The organism is Megalodesulfovibrio paquesii (genome assembly GCF_054653055.1).
This window is the reverse complement of record NZ_BAAIGQ010000005.1, coordinates 1-22,394: the sequence shown is the minus strand read 5'-3', so window position 1 is coordinate 22,394 and position 22,394 is coordinate 1. Positions and strand designations below refer to the sequence as shown.

Below are 22,394 nucleotides of genomic sequence, written 5' to 3'. Positions count from 1 at the left end.
ACCAACCGCTTTCCTGCCAAAAGGGAAATCGATGTCCGAATGCACTGATGATTCCTTGCTCTCTCCGGCAGCCCACCCCGCCTCTTCCGGTACGGAGGAGAGTCCCTGTGGCGCCGAGGCGGCCTTGCGTCGCAAAATCAGGGAGCTGGAATTGCGTGCCGCCACGCTGGAACTGCAACTGCAGGAAGCCCATGCGCACAATGCGCGCATGCTGGAAAACTCCCGCCTGCAGAATGCCTTCTTTGCCACCGTGGCCCACGACCTGCGCACCCCGCTGACCTCCATTTTTGGCTATGCCAAGCTGGTGCGCCGCGATTTTGAGCGGGTGTTCCTGCCCATGGTCCGCACCCTGGCAGACTCCCCGGGGGCGCCTGCCTTTCCCGGTGTCCAGGACCCGCAGGAAAAGGCCCGCCGCATCCTCGAAAATCTCCAGGTCATGAGCACCGAGGGCGACCGCCTGACCCGGCTCATCAACAACCTGCTGGACCTCAATAAAATCGAAGCCGGCCAGGCCGTCTGGCGGGACCGGCCCGTCAACATCGCCGACTGCATCTACGAAGCCCTGCTGGCCGTGGCCGGCCAGTTTGCCGACAAGCCCGGGGTCAACCTGCGCACAGATGCCTCGCGGGAGCTGCCCGTGGTGCGCGTGGACCCGGACCGCATCGCCCAGGTGCTGGTGAATCTGCTGCACAACGCGGCCAAATTCACCGAACATGGGCATGTCCAGATCTCCGCCGCCGTCGTGCAAAGCGGGCATCTGGAAGTATGTGTGCAGGATACGGGACAGGGCATCCCCCCGGAGGATCTGCCCCGTATCTTCGATGTGTTCCATCAGGCCTGCACCGGCGACACCATCAACCTCTCGCGCTGCGGTTCCGGCCTGGGCCTGGCCATCTGCAGACAAATTGTCGAACACTATGGCGGACTCATCTGGGCCGAATCGCAGCCCGGTTGCGGCAGCGCGTTTCGCTTCCGGCTGCCACTCAACGCAGGCTGACGGCAGCGCCGCTCCCCGCGGCAGCACGCCAAGGGATACCTTTGCATGGCTCCGTCAATCGATCCCTTCGCCCTCCCGGGCGACCCATCAGAGCAGACTTCTGGCCCCGTTGCCCAGCGCGAACGGGCCCTGATCATTGATGACGACCCCTTCCTGTGCGATATCCTCGAAGCCCTGCTCGCGCAGCTGGATGTGGATGTCGTCGTGGCCCACACCCTGGCCGAGGGCCTGATCCAGGCCCAACACCCCTCCACTGCCCTGATATTTCTTGATATGCTGTTGCCGGATGGCGATGGCCTGGACCAGCTGGAGCCCCTGCAGCGTTCCCCTGGCGCGCCGTCAGTCGTCGTCCTTACCGGGGCGGGCGAACCCGAGCACGCAGAGCGGGCTCTCTCCCACGGGGCCTGGGATTATATCCACAAACCCCTCAACGCCCGCGATGTCCTGCAAACCGCCCGGCTGGCCCTGCAGCATCGTCGCCGCGAAGCCGCACTGGCCCGGCAAGCCTCCGAAGGCTCCACCCCCACCGCCGGATTGCTGGGAGAATGCCCGGCCATGCGAAGCTGCCTGGAAGCCCTGCGGCAGGCTGCCGAGGAGGATGCCCCCTGCCTCATTTCCGGCGAGCCGGGCACAGGGCGCGAACGCTTCGCCAGGGCGCTGCACGAGGCGAGCGCCCGAAAGAGACGACCCTTTGTGGTGGTGGACTGCGCCAACATCGCCCCCATGCTGGCAGCATGCCTGCTCCTTGGCCAGAATGACCATCCTGAATGCTACCTGGACCATCTCCCTGAGCGCAGCCTCCCGGCAGGACTGGACTCGCTGATACGTCAGGGAGCCCAGCCCTCCTTGCTGCATCAGGCCTCGGGCGGCACGCTGTTTTTGGATGATGTGGAGGGCCTGCCGCTGCAGGTGCAGGCCGATCTGGCCCGCTGCCTGCGTCTCCATACCGCCACCGTCCCCGCTGAATTCCGGCTGGTGGCCGCCACGCAACACAACCTGGGCCGGCTGAGCCGCCAGGGGCTCTTTGACCCGGGCCTGTACGAACTGCTGGACTGCCGCCACATTGCCCTGCCCCCCCTGCGTGATCGCGGGGGTGATATTGATCTGCTGGCCCGCCATTTCCTGCACCGGGCCTGCGCCGAACTGGGGCTGCCGGAAAAGCTCCTGGCCCGTCCGGCAATTCTGGCCCTGCGCGCCTGGCCCTGGCCCGGAAATCTGAACGAACTGCTGCAGACCATGCACAGTGCGGCCAGCACCAGCGGCGAGGCGGATGTGATCACCCTTGCCCATCTGCCCCCGCCGTTGCGGCAGCAGGCCCTCGACCACAGTGAGTTCCCGGGGCTCACGGGACGGGGGGCAGACCCGCGCCCGGCTCCGGCGACTGCAGACCTGACCCGCGCCCCGGCCACGACATCTGGACAGGCCACGACATCTGAACAGTTCCCCGACCTGAGCGCCGTGGATCGTGACCTGTTCCAGCGGGATCTCTTTCCTGCCTTCCACGCCGCCCGGGATCAGGTGACCGATGCCCTGGAACGTCTGTACTGCCAGCGTCTGCTGGAGCGCACCGGAGGACAGGTTGAGGAGGCGCAGCGGCTTTCCGGGCTGTCGCCAACCGAGCTGGACGCCCTCCTGATCAAACTCCGCAAGGGCCCGGGAGTGTCTTCATGACTGATGACGCCGCCTCCCAGGCTGCTCGCCAGGCTGCTCGTCTGGCCGAGCTGGAACAGCGCCTCCAGGAACAGGAGGCGCGCATCGGGCAGTTGACAAGCGAACTCGCCGTCACCCGCCAGGAGCTGGCAGACTCACAACGTCAATTTGAGCAGGTGGCCTTGCACCTGCAGGACAGCCTGGCCTGCGAGCGGCACACCAACGAGCTGTTGTCCCAGGAAATCGAGGCCCGCAAAGCCGCCAAGGCCGCCGTGATGGAAAGCGAGGCCCGGCTGCGCCAGCTCATCGAGCACATGCCCGTGCTCATCCACGCCCATGGCGAGGACATGCGCTACGTGTACTGGAACCGTGAATCCGAACGGGTGACCGGCTACCCCCGCGAGCGCATCCTGAACGATCCCGACGCCGCCAGCCTGCTCTACCCGGAGCAGGGCCTGCATCACCAGAAATTCACCGACCTGCTGTGCGGTACCAATTATCTGGACCTGCAAGTCCCCATCCGCTGCGCCGATGGATCCACCCGCATCATCTCCTGGAGCAATGTCTCCAATACCACCACCCTGCCCGGATGGCAGCAATGGGAGCTTGGCGTGGATGTGACCCGCCAGGTGCAGGCCCTGGAGCAACTGCAAAAATCCGAGCTGCGGACCCGGCATATTCTGGAGATCTCTCCCGAGGCCATCCTGCTGCACCAGGACGGTGTCATCGAATACGCCAACCCCGCCGCACTGGCCCTGTTCCGGTGCGAATCCCTGGCCGAGCTGCGGCGCTTTACCCTGCCGGAACTGCTGCAGGGGGCGGAAAACTGCGCCTGGCGCCATGGCAGCTGCTGGGAAACCTGCCAGACCTCCGGCGGCGCCGTGGTGGAGCTGCTCTCCTCCCCCATGCCCCATGACCAGAGCGACATGCCACTCACCCTGACCATGCTGCGGGATATCACCGAGCGCCAGGCCCACGAACGCGAGCTTGTCGAAAGCCGCAACATCATTCGCGCCCTCATCGACTCCACGGATGATTTCTTCATCCTCATGGACACCCGCTACAGCATCGAAGCCTGCAACCTCTCCTGGGCCGGACAGTTCTCCCTGCACCCGAGAGACATTGTGGGCCGCAACGTGCTTTCCCTGCTGCCCTCTGCCCTGCGCAAGACGTTCAGGACGCATGTTGCCGAGATTGTGGCCCGGAATATGCCGCTGTTCATGCACCTTGAGTATCAGGGCCGCAGCTTCAACTGCCGGATATACCCCCTGCACAATGGCCAGGAAGTAACCCGCATTGCCGTCTATGCCACGGACATGACCCGCATGCAGGAGGCCGCGCGCACCCGGCAGGAGCTGGAACAGCGCTACAAAACCGTGTTCGACAACGCCGGGGACGCCATCTTCATCCTGGACGGGAACGGCGCCTTCCTGGCCGTGAACGCCGTGGCCTGCAGCCTGCTGGGATACTCCAAGAACGAGTTCGCCACCCTGCCGCTGGAGGATGTCGCCCCGGGCAATTCCCTGTGGCAGTACATCCAGCAGGCAGCAAGCCAGGAATGCCCGCCTTCCGTGCAGCTGGATCTCCGGCACAGGCACGGCGCGACTGTGCCCCTGGACATCAACGCCCGGGCCATCACGTACATGAACCGCCCGGCATTGCTCTGCATTGGCCGGGATATCACCCGCTGGCGCGCCGCGGAAACCCTGCTCACCCAGGCCAAGGAAGCGGCCGAGGTGGCCGTGCGGCTGCAAAACGAATTCGTGGCCAACATCAGCCACGAATTGCGCACCCCCCTCGCCTCCATCCTCGGCCTGACGGAGCTGTTGCTGAGTGGCCCGCAGGACATCAAAAGCCAGGCGCACATCCGGCGCATTGCCAGCTCCGCCGATCTGCTGCTTGGCCTGATCAACGACCTGCTGGATATCTCCAAGCTGGAGTCCGGCCTGTTCTCCCTGGAGCAACGTTCGTTCAACCTCCTGGATCTGGTGCACGAAATCAAGGACATGCTTGTGGCCCAGGCCTCCAAGAAGGGGCTGGACTTCTCCTATGCCATCGATAACGCCCTGCCCGACCACTTTGTCGGCGATCCCCTGCGCCTGCGCCAGGCTCTGCTCAATGTGGTCGGCAATGCCATCAAGTTCACCCGGCAGGGCTCCGTGCACATCCATGCCGGGCCGTACACGGGGGGCACGCCGGCCCCAGGCGAATACCTGATCCACTTCACGATTTCCGATACCGGTATCGGCATTCAGGAACGGGATCTGTGCCGCATCTTCGACCGCTTTGTGCAAGTGAACGGCGCACAAAGCCGTCAGCACGGCGGGGCCGGCCTGGGACTCTCCATCAGCCGCAAGCTCATCGAATGCATGGGCGGTTCCATCTGGGCAGATTCCACCCCGGGGCGCGGTACGGATTTCCATTTTTATGTCCGCCTGCGGGCCTGCCCCGCCAGCAGCAACGCCACGGCTCCCTCCCCGGCAAATACGAAAAGCCCGCCCTGTTCCGTGCTGCTGGTGGAGGACAATGACGTCAACCGGGACGTGATCAAGGCCATGCTCGAACTGGATGGCCACGCCGTGCGCACTGCCGTGGACGGCCTGCACGCCCTGGAATTGCTTCGCGCCAGTATTCCGGACATCATCCTGCTGGATCTGCAAATGCCGGAACTGGACGGCTTCGAAACCGCCCGTCGCATCCGCGCCCTGGCCGGTACGGCTGGCAGCGTGCCCATTCTGGCCCTTTCCGCCCACGCCCAGGCCAGCCATGCCGAGCACTGCCTGCAGGTGGGCATGGATGGCTACCTTTCCAAGCCCGTCCGGGTGGATGAATTGCGCCGGGCGCTGCTCATGCTCGTGCATGCCCGCCCAAGCCGGACGCGGCTGGCCGGCGGAGTCGGCCGGCTGGCCCAGCCGGGAGGGGTGCCTCGTCTGGAACGCGCAGAGCCGGAACCCCAGCGCGAACGGCAGGAAGAGCCCACGGGAGAGAGCCCGGTGTTCGACCCGCAGGCCTTCTCGCGCAACATGAACGACGATCCCACCCTGATGACCCTGACCTGCGCCAAATACCTTCAGCACGCCTCGCGCTGCCTTGACGAGCTGGAGGCCGCCCTGGCCCGCCAGGACGCTTTGGAAACCCGCCGGTTAGCCCATTCCTTCAAATCCATCGCCGGCACCGTGGGCGCAACCCAGGCCAGGGAGCTGGCGCACAGCCTCGAACTCGCCGCCTTCAAGGCCGCCGGAACAGACGCTGCGCCGCTCCCTGTCCCGTGGACCGAGCTGGCCGCCTGCGCCGAATCCCTGCGCAAAGCCGCCGCCGATGCCGCCCAGCGGCTGCAGGCCTTTTGCCGCCCCATGCAGCAGACAGACTGATCTCTTGAAATTCGCTTGACGCATTTTGCATAATTCCATAATTGTCAGCCAAAGTTATAGGCATTTTGCGGGGGCATGGCCGGATCCCCTTCCTGGCGTGCCGTTTTTTTGACATTGCGACCCGTTCTTCAACGTACAGCCCATCGCGCCGGACGATATGCCCGGCTGCGCCCGCTGCATCCCAGTTTCCACAGCCAATTCCACCCCGGCAACTGCAGCAGGAGGAACCATGGCCCGCGTCCGAAAAGGCTCCCTCGTTGTCACGGCGCTGAACCGCGCCACGCTCCAGGCGGCATTGCTCCGGGAGCACGGGCAGACGGATCTGGTCCAGGAGTTGCCGGAGCCGCCCTTTGTGCTGGCCCGGGATATTGACGAAGCCGCAGCCAGGGAACTGCTGCGCAATGTCGCGGGCATGGGCCTGCACGCCGTGTTCGAGCCTGCCCCCAGCGCCACCCCCTTCGTGCGCCATGGCGCAGCCGCCCCCCTGCGCATCCTCCGCCGCTGGCTTCCCCTGCTGGCCGTACTGGCAGTGGGGCTGCTGGCGTACCACATGTCGCCAGCCATGCATGCGCGGGTGGATGCCTTCGGCATGCAGCTTGCGGAAATTCCGGGAGTATCGCAGCTTGTGGACTTTGTGCAGGGGCTGCTTCCTAACGACGGCGGCGGCAGCGCCCCCGCCGTCGCGGGAGCGCCTGCGGGCCGGACCGTGCTCGATGGTCCGGCCACGGCCATGCGCCAGACCTTCGAGGCCCAGTTCCGGCTTGCGCCGGATCGCCGCATGGTGGCAGCCTTCGACATTCTGGCCCGCACCATCGGGCATGGCAATGGCGGGCCGGCTGCTGGCACGGCAGGCATAGGCACGCCTGTTCAAGAGCAGGATGCGCTGATCATCCCACTGGTACGGACTGCAGACGGCGCGGCGGAGCGTCTGGGAGAAGTCCGCATTCCTCTGCCCCTGACGGTTCCTGCGGTGCTTGAGGCCCTGGGACGCTGGATCGCCCTGCTGGAGCAACAGGGCGGCACCCTGCCCGCGGCCGGCCCGGACCTCCCCCCCGACGTCCTGGCCAAAACCGCCGGGGACATGACCACCGCCGATCCGCTGACCCTCCTGAACACCCTGCGCGCCCTGGAAACAACCCGCCACGCAGGCGGAAAGGAGGCGGCACGCCAGGGAGCGGGCGCACACACCGTCCGGCTGGCTGCCCGTGGCCATGTCATCCTGGCCCTGACCCTCAGGCATGATCCGAGCGGCCAGGCCGACATCCTGGCCAGCCATGCCCTGGCCCTGCTGGCCTTGGCCAACCGGCTGGAGTCTGGCCCGTCTGGCCCGTCTGGCCCGTCTGGCCCGACTGGCACTGCCGAACAGTGTCTGCTGGCCAAGGCCATGGGCTATGGCGACGATGCCGAAGCCATTGCCAATACCATTGCCGGCGCCGCCTCCAGCACACCCGGCAGCCTGGACGCCCTGGCCGTGGCCTATGCCCGGCAGGACCTGGACGGGCTGAAACCTGTCGGGGAATCCCCCACGCTTCTGGCCGCCTACTTGCGGATTCTCACGGCCATCGATCTCGGCTTGTTCAAGGATATTCCTGAGTTGTTCACTCCGCCCCCGGGGCAGGAGTCCCTGCCTGCGCCCTTCCTGGCCGCGGCCATGTACATGGTCCCGTTGGGGCAGGCCCGCATGCTGGCGGACGTGTACCCCCTGGAGATTCAGGAGATTCTTCGGGCAGGCTTCGGACTGCCCCCCGCGGCAGGGACAGAAGGACAGGACACCGAGGAAGAGTTGTTCCCCCCCGCCGAATTTGACGCCAGGCTGCGGCAGTTCGCCACCGCTACAGCCGATGCCAACGCCACGACAGGTCTATTCATGGATCACACCCGGCACCAGGCCCTCCTGCAGGGGCTGTACACCAGCGCCCTGGCAGCCCAGCATCACATCCTGGCCGATCGGATGGGCTCTGTTGAAATGACAGGGGAATTCCTTGATGCCGTGGCGTCAGCCGATATCCTGACCGCCCTGAACCACAGTTGCCCCCAGCTGGCCGCACTCCTGACGCTCTGGAAAGCCCAACTTCAGGCCGAGCTGGGCGACCGGCCCCAGGCTGTGAAGCTGGCTGAAGAAGTGCTTGCTCCGCCGCGTCAGGCCATGCCTTTGGCACACTCACGCCTGCCGCCTGATCAGGTGGCATCGTCCTTCGGCCTGTTTCGGCACAATCCGGACCTGCGCAAGATGGCTCCCGCCGTGGCCGCGCAGCTGGACAGTCGCCCCGACGGGCTGGACGCATTGGGGAGGCTGTTCCAGACGCTGGGCAACCCTGACCTGGCCGCTGCCGCCTACTCCCAGGCGCTGGCCGCAAATGGTCGCGACGTCTCCATCCTCTGGAATCTGGCCCTGCTCCAGGGTGATGATGCCCCATTCCGGCAGGCCAACGCCAGCCATCCCAGGCTGTTCCGTCTCCTGCGAGGTGCTGCGGATTTCAACAAGGAGCGCCTCATCCGGGAAGCCTGGCGCAAGGCCCTGCCCTGGTACGACGAGGCCCTGCAGCTGGCCCCGGAGATGGCCGCCCTCCGCCTGAGCAAGGCCTGGATTCTGCTCCAGCTTGGCGATCCCGATGCAACCATTGCCATGCTGCGCCAGGAACTCGGCCAAAAACCCCAGAAAGACCAGCTGACGGACGGCCTGTTGCGCGTGCGCATGAAGGCCTGCCTGGCCGAAGCCCTGCTGGCCAAAGGCCGCCCCGAGGACGCCCTGGTGGTCATTGAGGATGATCTCCGTTCCTACCAGGCCGGCGCGATGATGGTTGGAGTTCGTGCTTATGAAGCCACAGGCCAGCGTGAGGAGGCCGAGGCATGGTTGGACCGGGCCGTCAAGCGGTACCCTGCCGTGGACCATGTGCTGGCCGGGGCGGCCGGTTACTATTGGCGCAAGGGGGATCATGCCGCGGCAGCGCAATACATCCGCCAGGGCCGCGCCTGCTTTGGACCGTATTCCCACTGGTATTTCAAAACGTTTAAGGAAACCTTCGCCCCTGTGGCCGGGGCCTCCGCCCCGGGAGCGACCAGCAACGCCACGGCTGCCGCCGCGCAACCGGGCAACGCCACAGCGGCTGCCGTGCAGTTGGGCGCCGTCATGGGTGCCGTTTCAGCACTGCTGGCCACCGAGGCCACAAGCTGGGAGCTGACGGCCCTGAGCTACCGCCTGCTGCACGCCGGCGCCTCCCGGCTGGCCCTCCAGGTGTTGCAGCTGGCCCCCACCACCACGGGGGTGGAAAAGCTTGATCACGCGGCGGATACGTACATCATGGCCCGCGCCAGCAAGGACGAGCCCACGGCCCGCCGGGAGATGATGCGAAAGATAGACGCGAAGATGCGCGGCCCCTTCAGCATGATGCTCTTCTACCACGGCCTGTTTCACATTCTGCTGGAAGAATACCACCAGGATGATATCAAAGACCCGACCCACGGCGAGTTCATCCAGCTGCTGCGCCTCCTGGCCTGGCTCAGCCAGGGGCGCACCCCGCACCCCCTCGAAGCCGGCTTGCTGGCGCATTACCAGAACCCCACACGGGATTTCTATCACACCGTGGGCCGGCTGGCCCTGGGGTTGATCAAGGAAACCGATCTGCTGGCCCAGGTGAGCACGGCCAAACAACGCTGCGAGGCGGCGTACTACATCGGCCTCACGCATCGGCTGCAGGGCAACTTTGCCGATGCCGCCCTCTGGTACGAAATCTGTCTGGCCACGGGACTGAACCGCAATGGCGAATACCATTGGGCGTCCAACGAAATGCAGCAATGGTATTCACTCGGACTCAGCCACCGGCACCGTCTGCCCTCGGAAGACAACCTGGCCATTGCCGCCATGGAGTAAGCCCCCGGGACTCAGACCAGGGCATCCGCGCTGAACAGGGCACGGAACTTGATGTCTTCCAGAAGGATGTGCTGCGCGGTGATCTCGTGCACCACATAGTGGTACAGGGCCTCCACACCGAGGCGCCCCTCGCGAAACTGCTGCAGTAACTCAGCCCCCCGCTGCAGCAGTTGGGCGTGAATCTCGCGGTGGTGGGCCATATCTTTCCAGCCGTGTTCCATGATGATCTGTTCTTCCGCAAGGAAGTGCCGGGCCATGTCTTCCAGCAGGGCGGCAACGCGGTCGGCCAGCAGTCCGGCGTCTCCATGTGCGTGGCCAAGGCGCAGCAGGGCATTCGCCTTGTCAAAGAGCTCGCGGTGCTGGGCATCGATGGCGGGGTGTCCCGTTTCGTATGCCGGATCCCATTGCAGCTGGAGCACCTGCACGCTGTCCCTGGACGGATCGCCTGCGTGCAGCGTCAGATCCTCCACCTGCGCCCTGTTTCTTCCTTCGCGCTTGGCGCGGTACAAGGCGGTGTCGGCCCGCTCCAGCCATTCGGCCCAGGTATCCGAGGCCCGGCAGCCGGCAATGCCAAAACTTGCCGTCACCCGTAGCCCTGCGGCAAAGGAGGTCCGGGCCAGCTCCTGCCGGATGCGCTCAGCTGCAGGGCAGCGGCTGCTTTTATCAGGCAGTGAGGCGGGACATGGTGGGATTTGAGGGGATATAGTGGGAAGGAAAACGCGTTGTTAGGAGCGTCCTGGCGGGTCTGAAAGCCGCTGGGGCGCTTTTATCAGTTTTGGGGGTTTGCGGCCTGCTGGCCAGGTCTTGCCGCGTCTGCTTTTATCACCGGCTTTCACGTAACTATTTGATGCTGCAAGCTTTCGACATCAGGACCCCCGCGCGGTTGATTGGCTGACCCGGAACCAACTGCACACTTACACTGAGAAAAAATCATATTTTAAATCAGTAAGTTGATGTTGTTTTGACAATCTAGTTCCGAGTCCGACTCGGAACTAGATTTCACCCATAATTCTATACTGCCAATGTATACAATGACACGTTTGGCATACCTATCTTGCCTCTCTACACCACCATAAGACGCGCCCTATAATGTGAATGTATTGCCCTTCGAGTGAAAGGTCTATTTCGATAGGATCGTATGACGGATTTTTGCTCCTAAGCACAAGCTTGCCTGGAAGCTTGTCAATGCATTTAATTAGTATTTCATGGTCAATTGCAATCGCATAAATCGCGCCTGCAATTAGTTCCTTTTTGCTTTCATCTATTAGTACCATGTCGCCGCCATGAATGTCAGGCTCCATAGAGTCACCATAAACATCCATAAGCACCATGCTAGATGGGCGACCTCTCGCAATAACCCACTCTTCGCGGAAGGCGAACCACCCGTGGACATCTCCAGATGTTTCCAAGCTGCCATTACCAGCCGACAGCCGTGCGTTGACTTTCTTAATGTAGATCATGCCGCTTTCGGATGCTAACTGCGGCGCGGCGTCTATTTGGCCGAGAAGTAGAAAGTCGGTTGAACAACCGAAAAATCGGGCGAGACTGATTATGGCGTCGCCTTTCGGTAGCCAACCATCCTCATAGCGCTGCAGTGAAGAGGTCGCGACTCCGAGCGCCTGTGCAACATCGCGCTGTGTAAGGCTTTTCGAGTCCCTAAGCTTGCGCAAGCGTTCGCCGAAACCTTTATTTTTACCTCCCTCCTCAGGCATTTTGGGATGATTTTTTTGCATTTTTATCCAATGGTTAAAGTGTGTTGATGGCATCACTCAAAAAACAGGTGATCATTGCTCAATTTTTCGGTTGCAACACCCGAAAAATCGGTTTAGAAGAAGTCTCGCAAGGTCGCCATGTAGACCATGCCCCCAGTCTGGATAACACCAGTTCAGGCCGGAAACAACGCCCGGAAAAACCCGGATATTGGACGGACAATGCCCCATCGGACGCGCCCACTGTCTCTTTTCGCCGCATCGTTGGACGTTGATCCAATGATCAAGGCGGCCATGCGGCGAGCTTATGAATCCACGGGGCTGAGTATGGATCAGGTGGTTGATCGGATGAACGGGGTAGCCGGGGAGCATGGGCTCACACTCTCGGCTGGGCGCGGTGGGCGGCTTTCTGTCGAGACTTTGGCGAAATGGCTGAACCCAATGGAAACAGACAGACCGGTGCCAACGCGCGGGGTGGTGGCTTTCTGCCGAGCCTTGCACACGCTGGAGCCGTTGCAGGCGCTGGCGGCTCCATTGGAGGCGAAGGTCATCGACCGGAAGCAGGTTGCCCTGCTGCAGCTTGCGGAGTTGGAAGAGGCCGAGCGGCAACTGAAGAAGAAAAAGGCCCGGTTGCGGGCTGTGTTGGAGGACTAGGCATGACGGGTAGCAAAAGGCCTATGGCCATGGCGCGGCGTATTGATTCCGTGGAGAGCCCACGCAACGGGCGGGCGATCCGGGCGTACCTGGTGCGTAAAGGGATCAGCATGGCGGACATCGCCAGGGATCTGGAGTGCTCCCGCAGCCTGGTCTGCCACACGGTGCGTGGCGGAAAAAACAACAAACGGGTGCTGACGCGGCTGGTTGAACTGGGCGTGCCGCGCCGTTATCTGGCTCTGCCGGACGGCGTAGGGGTGGCTGCGTGAAAGCGCTGCCGGCCCGCGTAATCGCCTCATCGCTTGGCGTAACCGAGCGGGGACTGAGGAAACGTGCTCTCTATGAGGATTGGCCCTACGTCACCGGCACGCGCGGCGCACGGCTGTATCTGCTGGAGGGGTTGCCGGCGGCGGTACGGGAGCGGGCTGTTGCGCATGTGCTGGACCAGGCTGCCCCATTGACCGGACCCGCGCCAGCTGCGCAGGTGCCGGCCTGTCTGATGGCCCCCATGCGGGACTGGCAGGCGGAGGTGCGGGACGCGCGATTGGGCGTGCTGGAAGCCGTCCGCGGGCTGGCCGAAACCATGCGGGTGGGGATCATCAAGGCTGAAGCCACATTTGCAGCAATGGCCGCGGCGGGGACGTTGGCCCCCCGGCTGGCGGAGTTGGCCGCGGTGGCCAATGCCCGCAAGGGCGAACAGCGGGCTGTGAGTGCCGTGACGCTGCGGCTCTGGCGCACCACGCTGGACCGGCAGGGGCCGGATGCCCTGGCCCCGAAGCCCACCAAATTGCCAGACAACGCGCCCCCGGCGTGGCTGGGGCCGTTCCTCAAGCTGTACCGCCGGCCTGGCAAGCCGACCCTGGCCATGTGCTATGAAGTGGCCGTTACCCAGGGGTTAACGCTGCCTTCCATCAGCGCGGTGGAACGGACCATCAAGCGTCTGGGCGCGGTGCAGGCCAACAAGGGCCGCATGGGGCCGCGGGCGCTGCGGAATCTGCAAGCCTACGTTAAACGCACCTTCAAAGAGCTTTTGCCCGGCGACGTGTACACGTCCGACGGCCACCGGCAGGACATGAAGGTGCTGCACCCGGATCATGGCCAGCCATTCCGGCCCGAGGTGGTGGCGGTATTGGATCTTGCCTCGCGCAAGTGCGTGGGCTGGAGCAGCTGGGAGCATGAATCCGCCGGGCTGGTGGCAGATGCCCTGCGGCACAGCGTGGAGACGGCGGGCATCCCGGCCCTGTTCTATGCGGACAATGGCTGCGGCTTCAAGAATGAGATGCTTGGCCGCGAAGGCGACGGGCTGTTGCTGCGCCTGGGCGTGCGCATTGAGCACAGCATCCCCTACAATTCCCAGGCCCGCGGGGTGATCGAAGGATTTCAGAAGAACTGGATCCGCAGCGCGCGGATGCTGCCCGGCTACTGCGGCTGGGACATGGATGATGAGGCCGAGAAGAAGATCCACAAGCTGGCGCTGGTGCAGATCAAGGAGCGCGGAACTTCGCCCCTGTATCCGACCTGGGATCAATACCTGGCCTGGATGGACGAGCAGATGCGGGCCTACAACGCCCGGCCGCATCGTGGCTTGCCCAGGATTCAAGATCCGCAGACGGGCCAGCTCCGTCACCAGACCCCGGACGAACGCTGGGCCGAGCTGGCCCGCGATCCCCTGTGCGAGCTGTTCCACCCGACGCCCGAAGAGGCCGCCGAGCTGTTCCGGCCGCATCTGATCCGGACCTGCCGGCGGTGCCTCGTGACGCTGTTCAACCGGGAGTACTACGCGCCGGAATTGGAGGCCATGCACGGGCAGGAAGTGCAGGTTGCCTACGATTTGCACGACTTTTCCAAGGTCTGGGTCCGCAACCTGGACGGCCAGCTGCTGGCCATTGCCAAGCAGGACGGCCACGCCGCGGCGTATTTCCCGCAATCGACCATTGAGGCCGCGCGCGAAGGTCGCCGCAAGGCGCAGCTGAAGCGGGCGCAGGCCAAGGTGGTGGAGATGCAGGGATATGTGCTCGGGGGAACTGAGTTCCCCCGAACCCCCTCCATTCCACTCGATCAGGGGGGGCAGGGGGGATTCTCCCCCCTGGAGGCTGCCTCCATTGCCCCCGCCCCGGCGGGGAACCCCAAGCGTGAGCGCTTCCTCAAAGCGCAGGCCCTGGAGGCCCGGCGCACGGGAGGCGAGGCCCTCTCGCCGCATGAAGCCAAGTGGCTGGATTATTACGTCACCACACCAGAATACCTCAGCCAGGCCCGGCTCTATGAAGAGTTCGGGGAAGTGGCCCTGGGATAACAGGAGGAACAGATGAGAGTGTTGCAACGAGTCCCCCAACGAGGTCGCATCGTGATCCATGGCACGAGTTACGAACACCCCGCATTGTGCCTGCAGCATGGGGGCGAGGTGAAGGTGGCTTTTGATCCTACTGATCTAGGCAGTGTGTGTGTCTATGACAAATGTTCACGCCCCCTGTGTGTTGCCAAACAGGCCACCGTTGGCCCTGCCAAGAAAGGAGCCTGAGATGACGGCAGCAGGCACGGGCATTGCGCCCCTGACAAACGTGCGGCTCTTTGCCGAGCTGGTGGAACGGGTCTGCAACCGGCCGGCGCACCTGCCGGGCATGGCCACGTTCCACGGGCACAGCGGCTACGGCAAGACCTGGAGCGCCATCCACGCGGCCAACAAGGCGCGGGCCAAGTACGTGGAGGTGGGGTCATCCTGGACCAAGAAAAAGCTGTGCACGGCCATTGCCACCGAGCTGGGCCTCGCGCCCCGCGGGACCATCGGGGACATGGTGGAAAAGGTTGTCGAAGCCCTGGCCGTGGCCAATGCGCCATTGATCATCGACGAGGCCGACCATCTGGCGGCCCGTGGCATGATCGAGCTGGTGCGGGAGCTGCACGACGCCAGCGGCGCGCCCATCATCCTGATTGGCGAGGAGCGGCTGCCGGACAAGCTGGCCCAGCATGAGCGCGTCCACAACCGGATGCTGGACTGGCTGCCGGCCCAGCCGGCCACGGTACAGGACTGCGAGCTGCTGGCCCGGCACTACTGCCCGGATGTGGCCATTGCGCCCGGCTTGCTGGCCCGGTTGCACCAGGCCAGCGGCGGGCGGCTGCGGCGCATCTGCGTCAATCTGGAACGGGTGCGGGAAGCGGCCCGGACCGAGGGCTGGGAGCAGGCGGACGAACAACACTGGGGCAAGCGGGAATTCTTCAAAGGGGAGACCCCGGCCGTGCGGAGGGCTGCGTGATGCCTCCGAAACCTATTGATCAACGCCACCCCCTGGCCGGCAATGACGCGGTGTGGACGGCCATGCTGGAGTTGGCCGACGCGGGCAGGGACATCACTGTGGCGGCCGTGGGGGCCAAGGTACTGCGGGGCAAGGGCGAAATCCGGGAATACCTGCGCCGGCTGTGCCTGGCCGGGGTGTGCACGGCCACTCCTGGCCAGGGGATAGGGGCGATGACGACGTACCGATTGACGCAACGCCCGGCGCAAGCCCCGCATCTGGACAAAGAAGGCAAGCCGTTCCCGGAAACGGACCAACAGCGCATGTGGCGCGGGTTGCGGATGATGAAGGCGTGCACGGCTGTGGACCTGGCCACCGCCGTCTCCGTGAAGGAAAGCGTCGCCTACACTTATCTGAAAATGCTGGCGCATGCCGGGTATGTCACCAGATCGGGCGACCAGTACCGCCTGGTGCGCCAGCATGGGCCGCTGGCGCCGATGATCCAGAAGGTGAAGCAGGTCTATGACCCCAACCTCCAGGCCGTGGTCTGGCCGCAAGGGGCGCAGAAGGGGGCGCGGCCATGAGTGCGTTGCAGGTGGCGAGGCAGCACTGGAGCCCGCTGCCGCCCTGGGTGGAGACCCTGGCCAAGGCCTGCGACGCGGAGAGCCAGGCGGCGGTGGCCAAGCAGTTGGGCGTCTCCCCGGCCCAGGTCAGCACGGCGCTTCGGAGCAAATACCCTGGCGACCTGGTCGGGCTGGAAGCGAAGGTCTGGCGGGTGCTCGGCGGGGACGTGGTCAACTGCCCGGTGCTGGGGGAAATCGAAGGGGCCACGTGTCTGGAACATCAACGGCGGCCCCTGGCCGCGACATCCGGATTCCGCGTGCGGCTGCATCGGGCCTGCCAGGCCTGTCCGCAGCGCATCGTGAACGGCAGTTGAAGGAGGCGTGAAATGTCAATCGCTATTGAAATCATGGAGACGGCCTTTGCCGTGCAGCGGCTGCAGGGCTGGAGCAGCGACCCCAACCTGATGCGCGAGTCCAGGGATATTGCGGAACGGCTGGTGCAGCTGGCCAAGCATGTGGATGCCCTGGAAACGACGGACAGAGCCAACAAGGAAGCAGAGGAGGTGACGGCATGAGCGAGGAACAGGCGGCCTACGGAGCGACACCCCAGACCGACATGGCCGATTTTCGCCAGGATGCCCGCGGCAATCTGGTGCACGTGAAGAACATCAAACCCCTGGACATGGCCCGCGATGACCTGGTCCGGTCCATCATCCCAGATGCCCTGGCATTGCGCCAGGCCCTGCGGGACTTCAAGGCCAGGGTGTCCGGCGATGTGGCCGCCTTCGTGGATCTGGCATTCGAGGAGTACGGCGTCAAACGCGGTGGTAGCAAAGGCAATGTCAGCCTGCCGACCTTTGACGGCCGGTACAAAGTCGAACGCGTCATTCAGGAGCGGGTGGAGTTCGACGAACGCATCAAGGCGGCGCAGGCCCTGGTCCAGGACTGCCTGACGGAATGGACCTCCGGCGTGTCCCCGCAGGTGAAGACCATCATTGACGCGGCCTTCCAGGCCGATGGCAACGGCATGCTCTCGCGGGCCAAGGTCTTGAGCCTGTTGCGCCTGACCTTTGAAGATGACCGCTGGAATCGGGCCATGGAGGCCATCAAGGACAGCCTGCGTGTGGTGGACAGCAAAACGCACTTCAAGATCCTCGAACGTCAGGAAGACGGCAGCTATCGCAACATCCCCCTGACGTTGAGTGACGCATAACCCAAGAGAAGAAGAAGGAAATCATCATGACCGAAGCACAGCTCATCGACGCCATCAAGGACAAGTTCGCCGGAGATATCACCAAGACCGCCATCGGCCAAGTGCTGGACGCCCTGGCCGCGGTGGCCACTGAAACCCTGGCCCGTGGGGAGAGGGTGCCCCTGCCGGGCCTGGGCAAGCTGGAAGTGCAGCAGCGCGCCGCTCGCATGGGGCGCAATCCCAAGACCGGCGCGCCGCTGGAGATTGCCGCCAGCAACACGGTGAAGCTCAATCTGGCGCAAGCGCTGAAGGGGGCGGTGAATCCGTAAGCGAAACGGGAGGTCTCCTCCCGTCGGCATGGCGCGGTGGCCAGGCCCTGATGAGCAGCCAACGGAGAAAGACGCATGAAACCCACACGCAACGCAACCCCCACCCATACGCCGCAGGACACCAAGAAGGCCCTGGCCATGGTGCATGTGGCCAAGCAGAAGCTGCGGTTGGATGACGACGTGTACCGCAACCTGCTCCAGGACAGGTTCGGTGTCGGGTCTGCCAAAGACCTGACCCCGGCGCAGCTGGGTTTGTTGCTGGACCAGTTCCGCCAGCTCGGATTCAAGCCGTCCAAAAAGCCGGCGGATGTGAAGACGGGCCGCGGCACAGGGCCACTCCTGCGCAAAATCGAAGCCCTGCTGGCCGCCAAGGGTCAGGATGAGGGACGCTTTGTGCCCCTCTCGTATGCCGAGGGCCTGCTCAAAAAGATGACCGGCGTGGAGAAGCTGGCATGGGCCACACCTGAGGATTTGCGCAAGGTGGTGGCGGCACTCTCGGTGCACAATCGGCGGCACGGTGGGAGGCAGTCCTGATGCCGCGGCCGTCTGCCCTGCTGGGCGACCCCTCACACCGTACGCGCTGGCTGCCGGCCTCCCTGCGGGCGCTGGCCGAGGAGCTCGGCCCCGGCGGCGGCGAGGCCTGCCTGCGGTTGATGGAGGCTTACGGCGGAGTGGCCCGGCTGTACATCCCGCGGCACATCGGGCCGGGGCATCCCATCGCCCGGATCATGGGCTGGCCGGAGGCCAAGCGCCTGGCGGCAATCTATGGCGGCGACTACCTGTGCAACGTGCCCCTGGGCACCGAGGCCGTGCGCAAGGCCCGAGACGCCGAAATCGTGGAGCGCGTGGCCGCCGGAGCCTCGCCGCGGGATGTGGCCCTGGACCTGCGCCTGACCGAACGCACGGTGCGCCGGGTGCTGGCCCGGGCACGGGATGCCGGTCCCCGGCAGGGGAGCCTGTTCGATGACTTTTGAGGCAGCCCGGCTGCATGGGGTGTGGCAGGGCGCAGCCCCCGGCTCCAAGGACGTGCTGCGCTTTGATCCCTCGGGCCGGCTCTACGTCTTTATGTACGGCCACGCTGCAGCCCGGGATCTGCTGATTGAAGACGTGGCCGAGACAGACGCCGGCCTGGTCTTCCGGCTTCGCTCCGGCCGCAAGTCCGTGGTGGCTACCATCAGCCAGGATGGCCGGCTGAAAATGGAGTGCGGCGGGGAAGTGTATTTTTTTTCAGAAGGTTGGATGGATAATGGCCGAAAAACGCAAGCCCATGGCGACGCTCTTGCTCAGAAAACCGGGCAATATAAGCATCAAAATTGAAATTTTTGACGGCGCGCTTTTCGGGCAAGCCGGCTACCGCCTGCGGGTGAATGGGCGCTTTGTGTCCGTCAAGGGCCAGCCCTTTTACCATGCTGCAGACGGGGTGGTGGCAACATTGCGTGGGCTGGTCTTCGGCACCTGGATCCTGCCGGAACCGGAAGAGGAAGCCCCGCCGGCCGCCTTCGCCCCCGGCGACCGTGTGACCGTATTCTATGAACTGGCCGGCGTGCCACGGGCCGAGATGGGCATTGTCCGTTCCGCCCCCCTGCAGGATCAGGCCGGCCGGCAGCATGTGCTGGTGGCCACGGGCGGGCCGATGCGCGTGGCGCTGTTTCCGGTGGAAAAAGTGGAGGTGCGGGAGTGAAATCGCTGCTGTTGCCCGGCCTCGTTGCCGTTGTGTCGCTCGCCCTTGTCTTTGCCCTGGGGGTTGTTCTGGGTGTGTCTGCAGGGATGTACGGGATGCTTGAATCCCTACGCGCCTCCACGGTGCGGACGGTGGAGGATGGGGAGCCGACAGTGGAGTTGCACTTTGTCCTTGGCCCGTTCCGGTATGTCAAAAAGATCGCTGCCGAGGCCCCTGCCGATGCCCCGCGTTAAAAAAGCCGGGTTGCCCCGGCTTCGTTCACTTGTTCCGCCTGCGCCACTCCCACGGCGGGGTGGGATCGGCCTCTGCCCAAAGGCCGCGGCCGGCTGCTCTGGCGGCAGCCTCGCTCGCGTCCCATTGCTTGCAGACGGTGATGGTGCAATATTTCGTGTAAACCCAGGCGTGCCCGGCCTCTACAATCTCTCCGTTGAGGCTTTTTCCGCCGATGGAGACCAAAGCAACCTGCCGACCATACCGGTCCACATCAACCGTTTCTCCTTCAACCACCGCGTTGTATGCCTTGGCCCGGACGAATTGCGTCGCCTCGAAGCCTCCAGGCTGGGCAGATTCCGGGCAATCGATCCCGTACAACCGCACTTTGATCGTCGTGGCATTGTTCAGGATGACGTGGATGGTGTCACCATCGGGGATGTACGAGACGACGCCGGACCAGCCCCAGGCAGAGGCCGGCACAAGCAACAGCAGGAAAACGAGCAGCCGCGTCATGGCTTGCAGACCTTGCATGGGCGGTATCCTGCAGCAATGGCTGCATCGCGGGATTCAAAGGCGGCTGTGCAGCGTTTGCAATTGAAGTGTTTGCAGCCCTGGATATGGAAGATGCCGGATTCAGTATTGCCGTGGTACGTTGCTCCGGCGGCGTGGAGCATGGCCGCAGCGCCCATAGCCAAGGCCAGGGACAAGGCCAGCGAGACGGCCAAGTTGCGAAGTGGAAGCATGTCTCCTCCGATAGCTACACGGTTGATGGTATTGACAAGCCAGCATGCATGGCTCTTGACATTTTCCCGCATCGGGTGCAACTCTTTCCATACGGAGCCTGAGAACTCCTCAAAGGTCGGACCCGCACCCGTTAGACTTGCGGTTTTTTTGCGCCCTGCGTCTTCCTGACGGCAGGCAAGAGCCCAGATTGTTTTGCCGGGTGTAGGTTAATACAAGAGCCCTTTCGGGGGTAAATAAGCCTGCCGCTACCTTTGGCGGTTCTCAGCACCCGGCTTTTTTTGTTCATGAGAAAATCAAAGGAGCTCTGCCATGTCTGACCTGATCCCCCTTGATGTGACCCGCGACCTGGAGTTTCACGGCGACACGCCTGTGATCTCTTCCCTGCGCATTGCCGAGCGTTTCGATAAGCAACACGGCAACGTTCTGCGCGACATCCGCGAATTGTCTACCAAGTGTTCGGAATCATTTGTTGGACTCAATTTTGAGTTCAATACATACACCGATCCCATTGGCCGCACTCTGCCTATGTGCTACCTGACCCGCGACGGATTTTCCATGTTGGTCATGGGGTTCACCGGCCCCGAGGCCATGCGCTGGAAGGAAGGCTACATTGCCGCCTTCAATGCCCTTGAAGCGGCCGTGAAAGAGTCCCTGGTGCAGCGCCTGGAGCGGGCGGAAGCCGTGACGCGGATCCTGGAGGCCACGCACCGGGAGGAGGTGGCGCGGCTCCTGGCCCTGCCGGACGAGCGGCGGCAGCTGCTCTTGCGCGCGGCGCGGTATGTGCGTTTGGGGCTGGCCCGGTGGGAAATCCGCCGCTTGACGGGCGTGTCCGAGCGGACGCTGGAGCGGGCCATTGCCGACGCCCGCAGCCTGGGGCTGATAGACTATCCGCCAGAGAAGGAAAAGCCCTTTGGGGCGCAGTTGGCGCAGGCCCTGCTTTCCATGGAGGCTACGGCATGAACTACCTGCGCCCGACGGACACGTGCCAGGATGCCCTGGAACGGGCTGCCGGCGTGGCGGCCTTTCTGGGGGCCATGGCGGAACGGGTGGCGCTGGAGCCCCTGAGTCCGGATGAAGCCTACGGGCTGCAGTGCGTGGTGATGGCCCTGGAAGAAACGCTGACCCTGGCCAAGGGCCTGCCGCCGTGCCGGCGGCCCGGCAGCCTGGCTGCATAGCGCATATAGGGGAAGGCCCTGGCCTGCAAGCGTCGAGGCCTTCCCTTTCCGCCCAACTCCACATAGGATAGTCGCCATGCGTACCACCTTCGCCTTGATCCTCTCCTTGCTCCTCATCCTTCCTGCCGCCGCCCAGGTCGCCAAGGCCGCCCAGGCCGCGGACTCCGGCCACATGGTGGACGGCCAGGGCCGGACCACTGGGACGTACACCCGCCAGGGGGACGGCGTGATCCTGCGGGACCGCCAGGGCCGGACGCTGGGGCGCATGGAACAGACGCCCGGCGGGGATGTGCGCGCCACGGACCGCCAGGGCCGGCGCGTGGACCCTGCGGCCGTGCTGCCCGGAGCCTCCCCGCAGCCCTGATCCCGCCTCCGCGCCCATTCCCCATCTATGTCCGCCTGCTTCGGCCTGACACCTGTCAGGCCGTTTTTTTTTGGCCCGCCAGGGGTAGCGTCTGCACATTGCTGCATCTCATCTGCCTGGAGGTCACATGCGCGCTCCCTTGACCGATGCCGACATTGCCGCCGCAGCCGCCGCCCTGGGGGTGGAAGCCTGCGCGGTGCGGGCCGTCCTGGCCGTGGAATCCTTGGGCAAGGGATTTTTGCCCGACGGCCGCCCGAGGGTGCTGTTTGAGGGCCATATCTTCTGGCGTCAGCTGGTCTCGCGAAATATCGACCCCGCGCCCCTGGCCGGCAAGTACCCCAACCTCGTGTACCCCAAGTGGGACCGGTCGCAGTACCGGGGCTCCCTTGGTGAATGGGAGCGGCTGAACAGCGCCGCCCTGATACACAAGGATGCGGCCCTGTGTGCGGCGTCCTGGGGGTTGTTCCAGATCATGGGCTTCAATCACCCGCTGTGCGGGTTCGCTGACGTGCAGGCCTTCGTGGCTGCGCACTGCGAAAGCGAGGCGAGGCAGCTGGAGGCCTTCTGCGCCTACCTGCGTTCCGCGGGTCTGGTCGCCCCCCTGCAGCGGCTGGACTGGTCCGAATTCGCCAGGCGCTACAACGGGCCGGG

The 22,394-nt window shown here is 64.3% G+C and carries 28 protein-coding genes and 1 other RNA gene; 25 read left to right on the top strand and 4 right to left on the bottom strand.

The window, feature by feature from the left end:
- Positions 1–31 precede the first annotated feature (31 nt).
- From ACYQ00_RS06595 to ACYQ00_RS06580, 4 genes are all read left to right on the top strand, one after another.
- The gene (locus tag ACYQ00_RS06595; protein WP_460031343.1) at positions 32–997 is read left to right on the top strand and encodes a sensor histidine kinase; all 966 of its coding nucleotides are present in this window, start codon (positions 32–34) and stop codon (positions 995–997) included.
- A 45-nt stretch (positions 998–1,042) separates the two neighbouring features.
- The gene (locus tag ACYQ00_RS06590; RefSeq protein WP_460031342.1) at positions 1,043–2,668 is read left to right on the top strand and encodes a sigma-54-dependent transcriptional regulator; all 1,626 of its coding nucleotides are present in this window, start codon (positions 1,043–1,045) and stop codon (positions 2,666–2,668) included.
- On the top strand, positions 2,665–6,018 hold the full coding sequence (locus ACYQ00_RS06585; RefSeq protein ID WP_460031341.1) for a PAS domain-containing hybrid sensor histidine kinase/response regulator: 3,354 nt from the start codon (positions 2,665–2,667) through the stop codon (positions 6,016–6,018). The genes ACYQ00_RS06590 and ACYQ00_RS06585 overlap by 4 nt, the downstream gene beginning before the upstream one ends.
- Before the next feature lie 229 nt (positions 6,019–6,247).
- The gene (locus ACYQ00_RS06580) at positions 6,248–9,889 is read left to right on the top strand and encodes a tetratricopeptide repeat protein (RefSeq protein ID WP_460031340.1); all 3,642 of its coding nucleotides are present in this window, start codon (positions 6,248–6,250) and stop codon (positions 9,887–9,889) included.
- 11 nt (positions 9,890–9,900) lie between these two features.
- Here ACYQ00_RS06580 and ACYQ00_RS06575 read toward each other — a convergent pair whose 3' ends face one another.
- Both ACYQ00_RS06575 and ACYQ00_RS06570 read right to left on the bottom strand, forming a co-directional pair.
- Positions 9,901–10,560, bottom strand: coding sequence for a hemerythrin domain-containing protein (locus tag ACYQ00_RS06575; RefSeq protein ID WP_460032485.1), 660 nt, complete (start codon positions 10,558–10,560; stop codon positions 9,901–9,903).
- Between the two features lie 378 nt (positions 10,561–10,938).
- A complete protein-coding gene (locus ACYQ00_RS06570; protein WP_460030206.1) occupies positions 10,939–11,655 on the bottom strand; it encodes an XRE family transcriptional regulator in 717 nt (238 codons plus the stop codon).
- On the opposite strand from ACYQ00_RS06570, the gene ACYQ00_RS06565 reads away from it, so the two are divergent.
- From ACYQ00_RS06565 to ACYQ00_RS06485, 17 genes are all read left to right on the top strand, one after another.
- Complete coding sequence (locus tag ACYQ00_RS06565; RefSeq protein ID WP_460030205.1) at positions 11,649–11,873, top strand: hypothetical protein; 225 nt, start codon at positions 11,649–11,651, stop codon at positions 11,871–11,873. The genes ACYQ00_RS06570 and ACYQ00_RS06565 overlap by 7 nt on opposite strands.
- Before the next feature lie 52 nt (positions 11,874–11,925).
- Positions 11,926–12,252: a hypothetical protein gene (locus ACYQ00_RS06560; protein WP_460030204.1), complete on the top strand. Its 327-nt coding sequence runs from the start codon at positions 11,926–11,928 to the stop codon at positions 12,250–12,252.
- A gap of 29 nt (positions 12,253–12,281) precedes the next feature.
- Complete coding sequence (locus ACYQ00_RS06555; protein WP_460030203.1) at positions 12,282–12,521, top strand: helix-turn-helix domain-containing protein; 240 nt, start codon at positions 12,282–12,284, stop codon at positions 12,519–12,521.
- Positions 12,518–14,545: a Mu transposase C-terminal domain-containing protein gene (locus tag ACYQ00_RS06550; RefSeq protein ID WP_460030202.1), complete on the top strand. Its 2,028-nt coding sequence runs from the start codon at positions 12,518–12,520 to the stop codon at positions 14,543–14,545. The genes ACYQ00_RS06555 and ACYQ00_RS06550 overlap by 4 nt, the downstream gene beginning before the upstream one ends.
- A gap of 12 nt (positions 14,546–14,557) precedes the next feature.
- Complete coding sequence (locus ACYQ00_RS06545; protein WP_460030201.1) at positions 14,558–14,770, top strand: Mu transposase C-terminal domain-containing protein; 213 nt, start codon at positions 14,558–14,560, stop codon at positions 14,768–14,770.
- Between the two features lies 1 nt (position 14,771).
- Complete coding sequence (locus tag ACYQ00_RS06540; protein WP_460030200.1) at positions 14,772–15,503, top strand: AAA family ATPase; 732 nt, start codon at positions 14,772–14,774, stop codon at positions 15,501–15,503.
- Positions 15,503–16,066, top strand: a complete 564-nt coding sequence (locus ACYQ00_RS06535) for a hypothetical protein (RefSeq protein ID WP_460030199.1) — start codon at positions 15,503–15,505, stop codon at positions 16,064–16,066. Before ACYQ00_RS06540 ends, ACYQ00_RS06535 begins: the two co-directional genes overlap by 1 nt.
- Complete coding sequence (locus ACYQ00_RS06530; protein ID WP_460030198.1) at positions 16,063–16,419, top strand: hypothetical protein; 357 nt, start codon at positions 16,063–16,065, stop codon at positions 16,417–16,419. The genes ACYQ00_RS06535 and ACYQ00_RS06530 overlap by 4 nt, the downstream gene beginning before the upstream one ends.
- Before the next feature lie 12 nt (positions 16,420–16,431).
- The gene (locus ACYQ00_RS06525) at positions 16,432–16,620 is read left to right on the top strand and encodes a hypothetical protein (RefSeq protein ID WP_460030197.1); all 189 of its coding nucleotides are present in this window, start codon (positions 16,432–16,434) and stop codon (positions 16,618–16,620) included.
- A complete protein-coding gene (locus ACYQ00_RS06520; RefSeq protein WP_460030196.1) occupies positions 16,617–17,258 on the top strand; it encodes a DUF3164 family protein in 642 nt (213 codons plus the stop codon). Before ACYQ00_RS06525 ends, ACYQ00_RS06520 begins: the two co-directional genes overlap by 4 nt.
- A gap of 26 nt (positions 17,259–17,284) precedes the next feature.
- A complete protein-coding gene (locus tag ACYQ00_RS06515; RefSeq protein WP_460030195.1) occupies positions 17,285–17,566 on the top strand; it encodes an HU family DNA-binding protein in 282 nt (93 codons plus the stop codon).
- Positions 17,565–17,630, top strand: an RNA gene (locus tag ACYQ00_RS06510) — hammerhead ribozyme type II. The genes ACYQ00_RS06515 and ACYQ00_RS06510 overlap by 2 nt, the downstream gene beginning before the upstream one ends.
- A gap of 11 nt (positions 17,631–17,641) precedes the next feature.
- The gene (locus ACYQ00_RS06505; RefSeq protein ID WP_460030194.1) at positions 17,642–18,100 is read left to right on the top strand and encodes a gp16 family protein; all 459 of its coding nucleotides are present in this window, start codon (positions 17,642–17,644) and stop codon (positions 18,098–18,100) included.
- Entirely contained in the window at positions 18,100–18,540 is a 441-nt protein-coding gene (locus ACYQ00_RS06500) for a helix-turn-helix domain-containing protein (protein ID WP_460030193.1), read from the top strand. Before ACYQ00_RS06505 ends, ACYQ00_RS06500 begins: the two co-directional genes overlap by 1 nt.
- Complete coding sequence (locus ACYQ00_RS06495) at positions 18,530–18,883, top strand: hypothetical protein (protein WP_460030192.1); 354 nt, start codon at positions 18,530–18,532, stop codon at positions 18,881–18,883. Before ACYQ00_RS06500 ends, ACYQ00_RS06495 begins: the two co-directional genes overlap by 11 nt.
- Positions 18,834–19,247 carry a hypothetical protein gene (locus tag ACYQ00_RS06490; RefSeq protein ID WP_460030191.1) on the top strand — a complete coding sequence of 138 codons (414 nt, stop codon included), beginning with the start codon at positions 18,834–18,836 and terminating at the stop codon, positions 19,245–19,247. Before ACYQ00_RS06495 ends, ACYQ00_RS06490 begins: the two co-directional genes overlap by 50 nt.
- 95 nt (positions 19,248–19,342) lie before the next feature.
- Positions 19,343–19,480, top strand: coding sequence for a hypothetical protein (locus ACYQ00_RS06485; RefSeq protein WP_460030190.1), 138 nt, complete (start codon positions 19,343–19,345; stop codon positions 19,478–19,480).
- A gap of 25 nt (positions 19,481–19,505) precedes the next feature.
- On the opposite strand, the gene ACYQ00_RS06480 is transcribed toward ACYQ00_RS06485, so the two are convergent.
- Together ACYQ00_RS06480 and ACYQ00_RS06475 are read right to left on the bottom strand one after the other, a co-directional pair.
- Positions 19,506–19,991: a thermonuclease family protein gene (locus tag ACYQ00_RS06480; RefSeq protein WP_460030189.1), complete on the bottom strand. Its 486-nt coding sequence runs from the start codon at positions 19,989–19,991 to the stop codon at positions 19,506–19,508.
- Positions 19,970–20,203 (bottom strand): Ada metal-binding domain-containing protein, encoded by a 234-nt coding sequence (locus tag ACYQ00_RS06475; protein ID WP_460030188.1) that lies wholly within the window; start codon positions 20,201–20,203, stop codon positions 19,970–19,972. Before ACYQ00_RS06475 ends, ACYQ00_RS06480 begins: the two co-directional genes overlap by 22 nt.
- A 310-nt stretch (positions 20,204–20,513) precedes the next feature.
- Between ACYQ00_RS06475 and ACYQ00_RS06470 the strand changes: the two genes are divergently transcribed.
- The 4 genes from ACYQ00_RS06470 to ACYQ00_RS06455 form a co-directional block, all read left to right on the top strand.
- A complete protein-coding gene (locus tag ACYQ00_RS06470) occupies positions 20,514–21,164 on the top strand; it encodes a Rha family transcriptional regulator (protein ID WP_460030187.1) in 651 nt (216 codons plus the stop codon).
- Positions 21,161–21,379, top strand: coding sequence for a hypothetical protein (locus ACYQ00_RS06465; protein WP_460030186.1), 219 nt, complete (start codon positions 21,161–21,163; stop codon positions 21,377–21,379). The genes ACYQ00_RS06470 and ACYQ00_RS06465 overlap by 4 nt, the downstream gene beginning before the upstream one ends.
- Positions 21,380–21,455: 76 nt before the next feature.
- Positions 21,456–21,743: a hypothetical protein gene (locus ACYQ00_RS06460; RefSeq protein WP_460030185.1), complete on the top strand. Its 288-nt coding sequence runs from the start codon at positions 21,456–21,458 to the stop codon at positions 21,741–21,743.
- Between the two features lie 127 nt (positions 21,744–21,870).
- The coding region (locus tag ACYQ00_RS06455; RefSeq protein WP_460031339.1) for an N-acetylmuramidase family protein at positions 21,871–22,394 on the top strand (524 nt) is incomplete at its 3' end.

Coding starts and splice junctions, on each gene's coding strand:
- ACYQ00_RS06490 (WP_460030191.1), top strand. CDS start 18,834: ATGGCGACGCTCTTGCTCAGAAAACCGGGCAATATAAGCATCAAAATT.
- ACYQ00_RS06495 (WP_460030192.1), top strand. CDS start 18,530: ATGACTTTTGAGGCAGCCCGGCTGCATGGGGTGTGGCAGGGCGCAGCC.
- ACYQ00_RS06585 (WP_460031341.1), top strand. CDS start 2,665: ATGACTGATGACGCCGCCTCCCAGGCTGCTCGCCAGGCTGCTCGTCTG.
- ACYQ00_RS06530 (WP_460030198.1), top strand. CDS start 16,063: ATGAGTGCGTTGCAGGTGGCGAGGCAGCACTGGAGCCCGCTGCCGCCC.
- ACYQ00_RS06515 (WP_460030195.1), top strand. CDS start 17,285: ATGACCGAAGCACAGCTCATCGACGCCATCAAGGACAAGTTCGCCGGA.
- ACYQ00_RS06555 (WP_460030203.1), top strand. CDS start 12,282: ATGGCGCGGCGTATTGATTCCGTGGAGAGCCCACGCAACGGGCGGGCG.
- ACYQ00_RS06475 (WP_460030188.1), bottom strand. CDS start 20,203: ATGCTTCCACTTCGCAACTTGGCCGTCTCGCTGGCCTTGTCCCTGGCC.
- ACYQ00_RS06485 (WP_460030190.1), top strand. CDS start 19,343: ATGCTTGAATCCCTACGCGCCTCCACGGTGCGGACGGTGGAGGATGGG.
- ACYQ00_RS06570 (WP_460030206.1), bottom strand. CDS start 11,655: ATGCCATCAACACACTTTAACCATTGGATAAAAATGCAAAAAAATCAT.
- ACYQ00_RS06505 (WP_460030194.1), top strand. CDS start 17,642: ATGAAACCCACACGCAACGCAACCCCCACCCATACGCCGCAGGACACC.
- ACYQ00_RS06590 (WP_460031342.1), top strand. CDS start 1,043: ATGGCTCCGTCAATCGATCCCTTCGCCCTCCCGGGCGACCCATCAGAG.
- ACYQ00_RS06580 (WP_460031340.1), top strand. CDS start 6,248: ATGGCCCGCGTCCGAAAAGGCTCCCTCGTTGTCACGGCGCTGAACCGC.
- ACYQ00_RS06470 (WP_460030187.1), top strand. CDS start 20,514: ATGTCTGACCTGATCCCCCTTGATGTGACCCGCGACCTGGAGTTTCAC.
- ACYQ00_RS06460 (WP_460030185.1), top strand. CDS start 21,456: ATGCGTACCACCTTCGCCTTGATCCTCTCCTTGCTCCTCATCCTTCCT.
- ACYQ00_RS06545 (WP_460030201.1), top strand. CDS start 14,558: ATGAGAGTGTTGCAACGAGTCCCCCAACGAGGTCGCATCGTGATCCAT.
- ACYQ00_RS06535 (WP_460030199.1), top strand. CDS start 15,503: ATGCCTCCGAAACCTATTGATCAACGCCACCCCCTGGCCGGCAATGAC.
- ACYQ00_RS06465 (WP_460030186.1), top strand. CDS start 21,161: ATGAACTACCTGCGCCCGACGGACACGTGCCAGGATGCCCTGGAACGG.
- ACYQ00_RS06595 (WP_460031343.1), top strand. CDS start 32: ATGTCCGAATGCACTGATGATTCCTTGCTCTCTCCGGCAGCCCACCCC.
- ACYQ00_RS06500 (WP_460030193.1), top strand. CDS start 18,100: ATGCCGCGGCCGTCTGCCCTGCTGGGCGACCCCTCACACCGTACGCGC.
- ACYQ00_RS06560 (WP_460030204.1), top strand. CDS start 11,926: ATGGATCAGGTGGTTGATCGGATGAACGGGGTAGCCGGGGAGCATGGG.
- ACYQ00_RS06525 (WP_460030197.1), top strand. CDS start 16,432: ATGTCAATCGCTATTGAAATCATGGAGACGGCCTTTGCCGTGCAGCGG.
- ACYQ00_RS06565 (WP_460030205.1), top strand. CDS start 11,649: ATGGCATCACTCAAAAAACAGGTGATCATTGCTCAATTTTTCGGTTGC.
- ACYQ00_RS06520 (WP_460030196.1), top strand. CDS start 16,617: ATGAGCGAGGAACAGGCGGCCTACGGAGCGACACCCCAGACCGACATG.
- ACYQ00_RS06540 (WP_460030200.1), top strand. CDS start 14,772: ATGACGGCAGCAGGCACGGGCATTGCGCCCCTGACAAACGTGCGGCTC.
- ACYQ00_RS06480 (WP_460030189.1), bottom strand. CDS start 19,991: ATGCAAGGTCTGCAAGCCATGACGCGGCTGCTCGTTTTCCTGCTGTTG.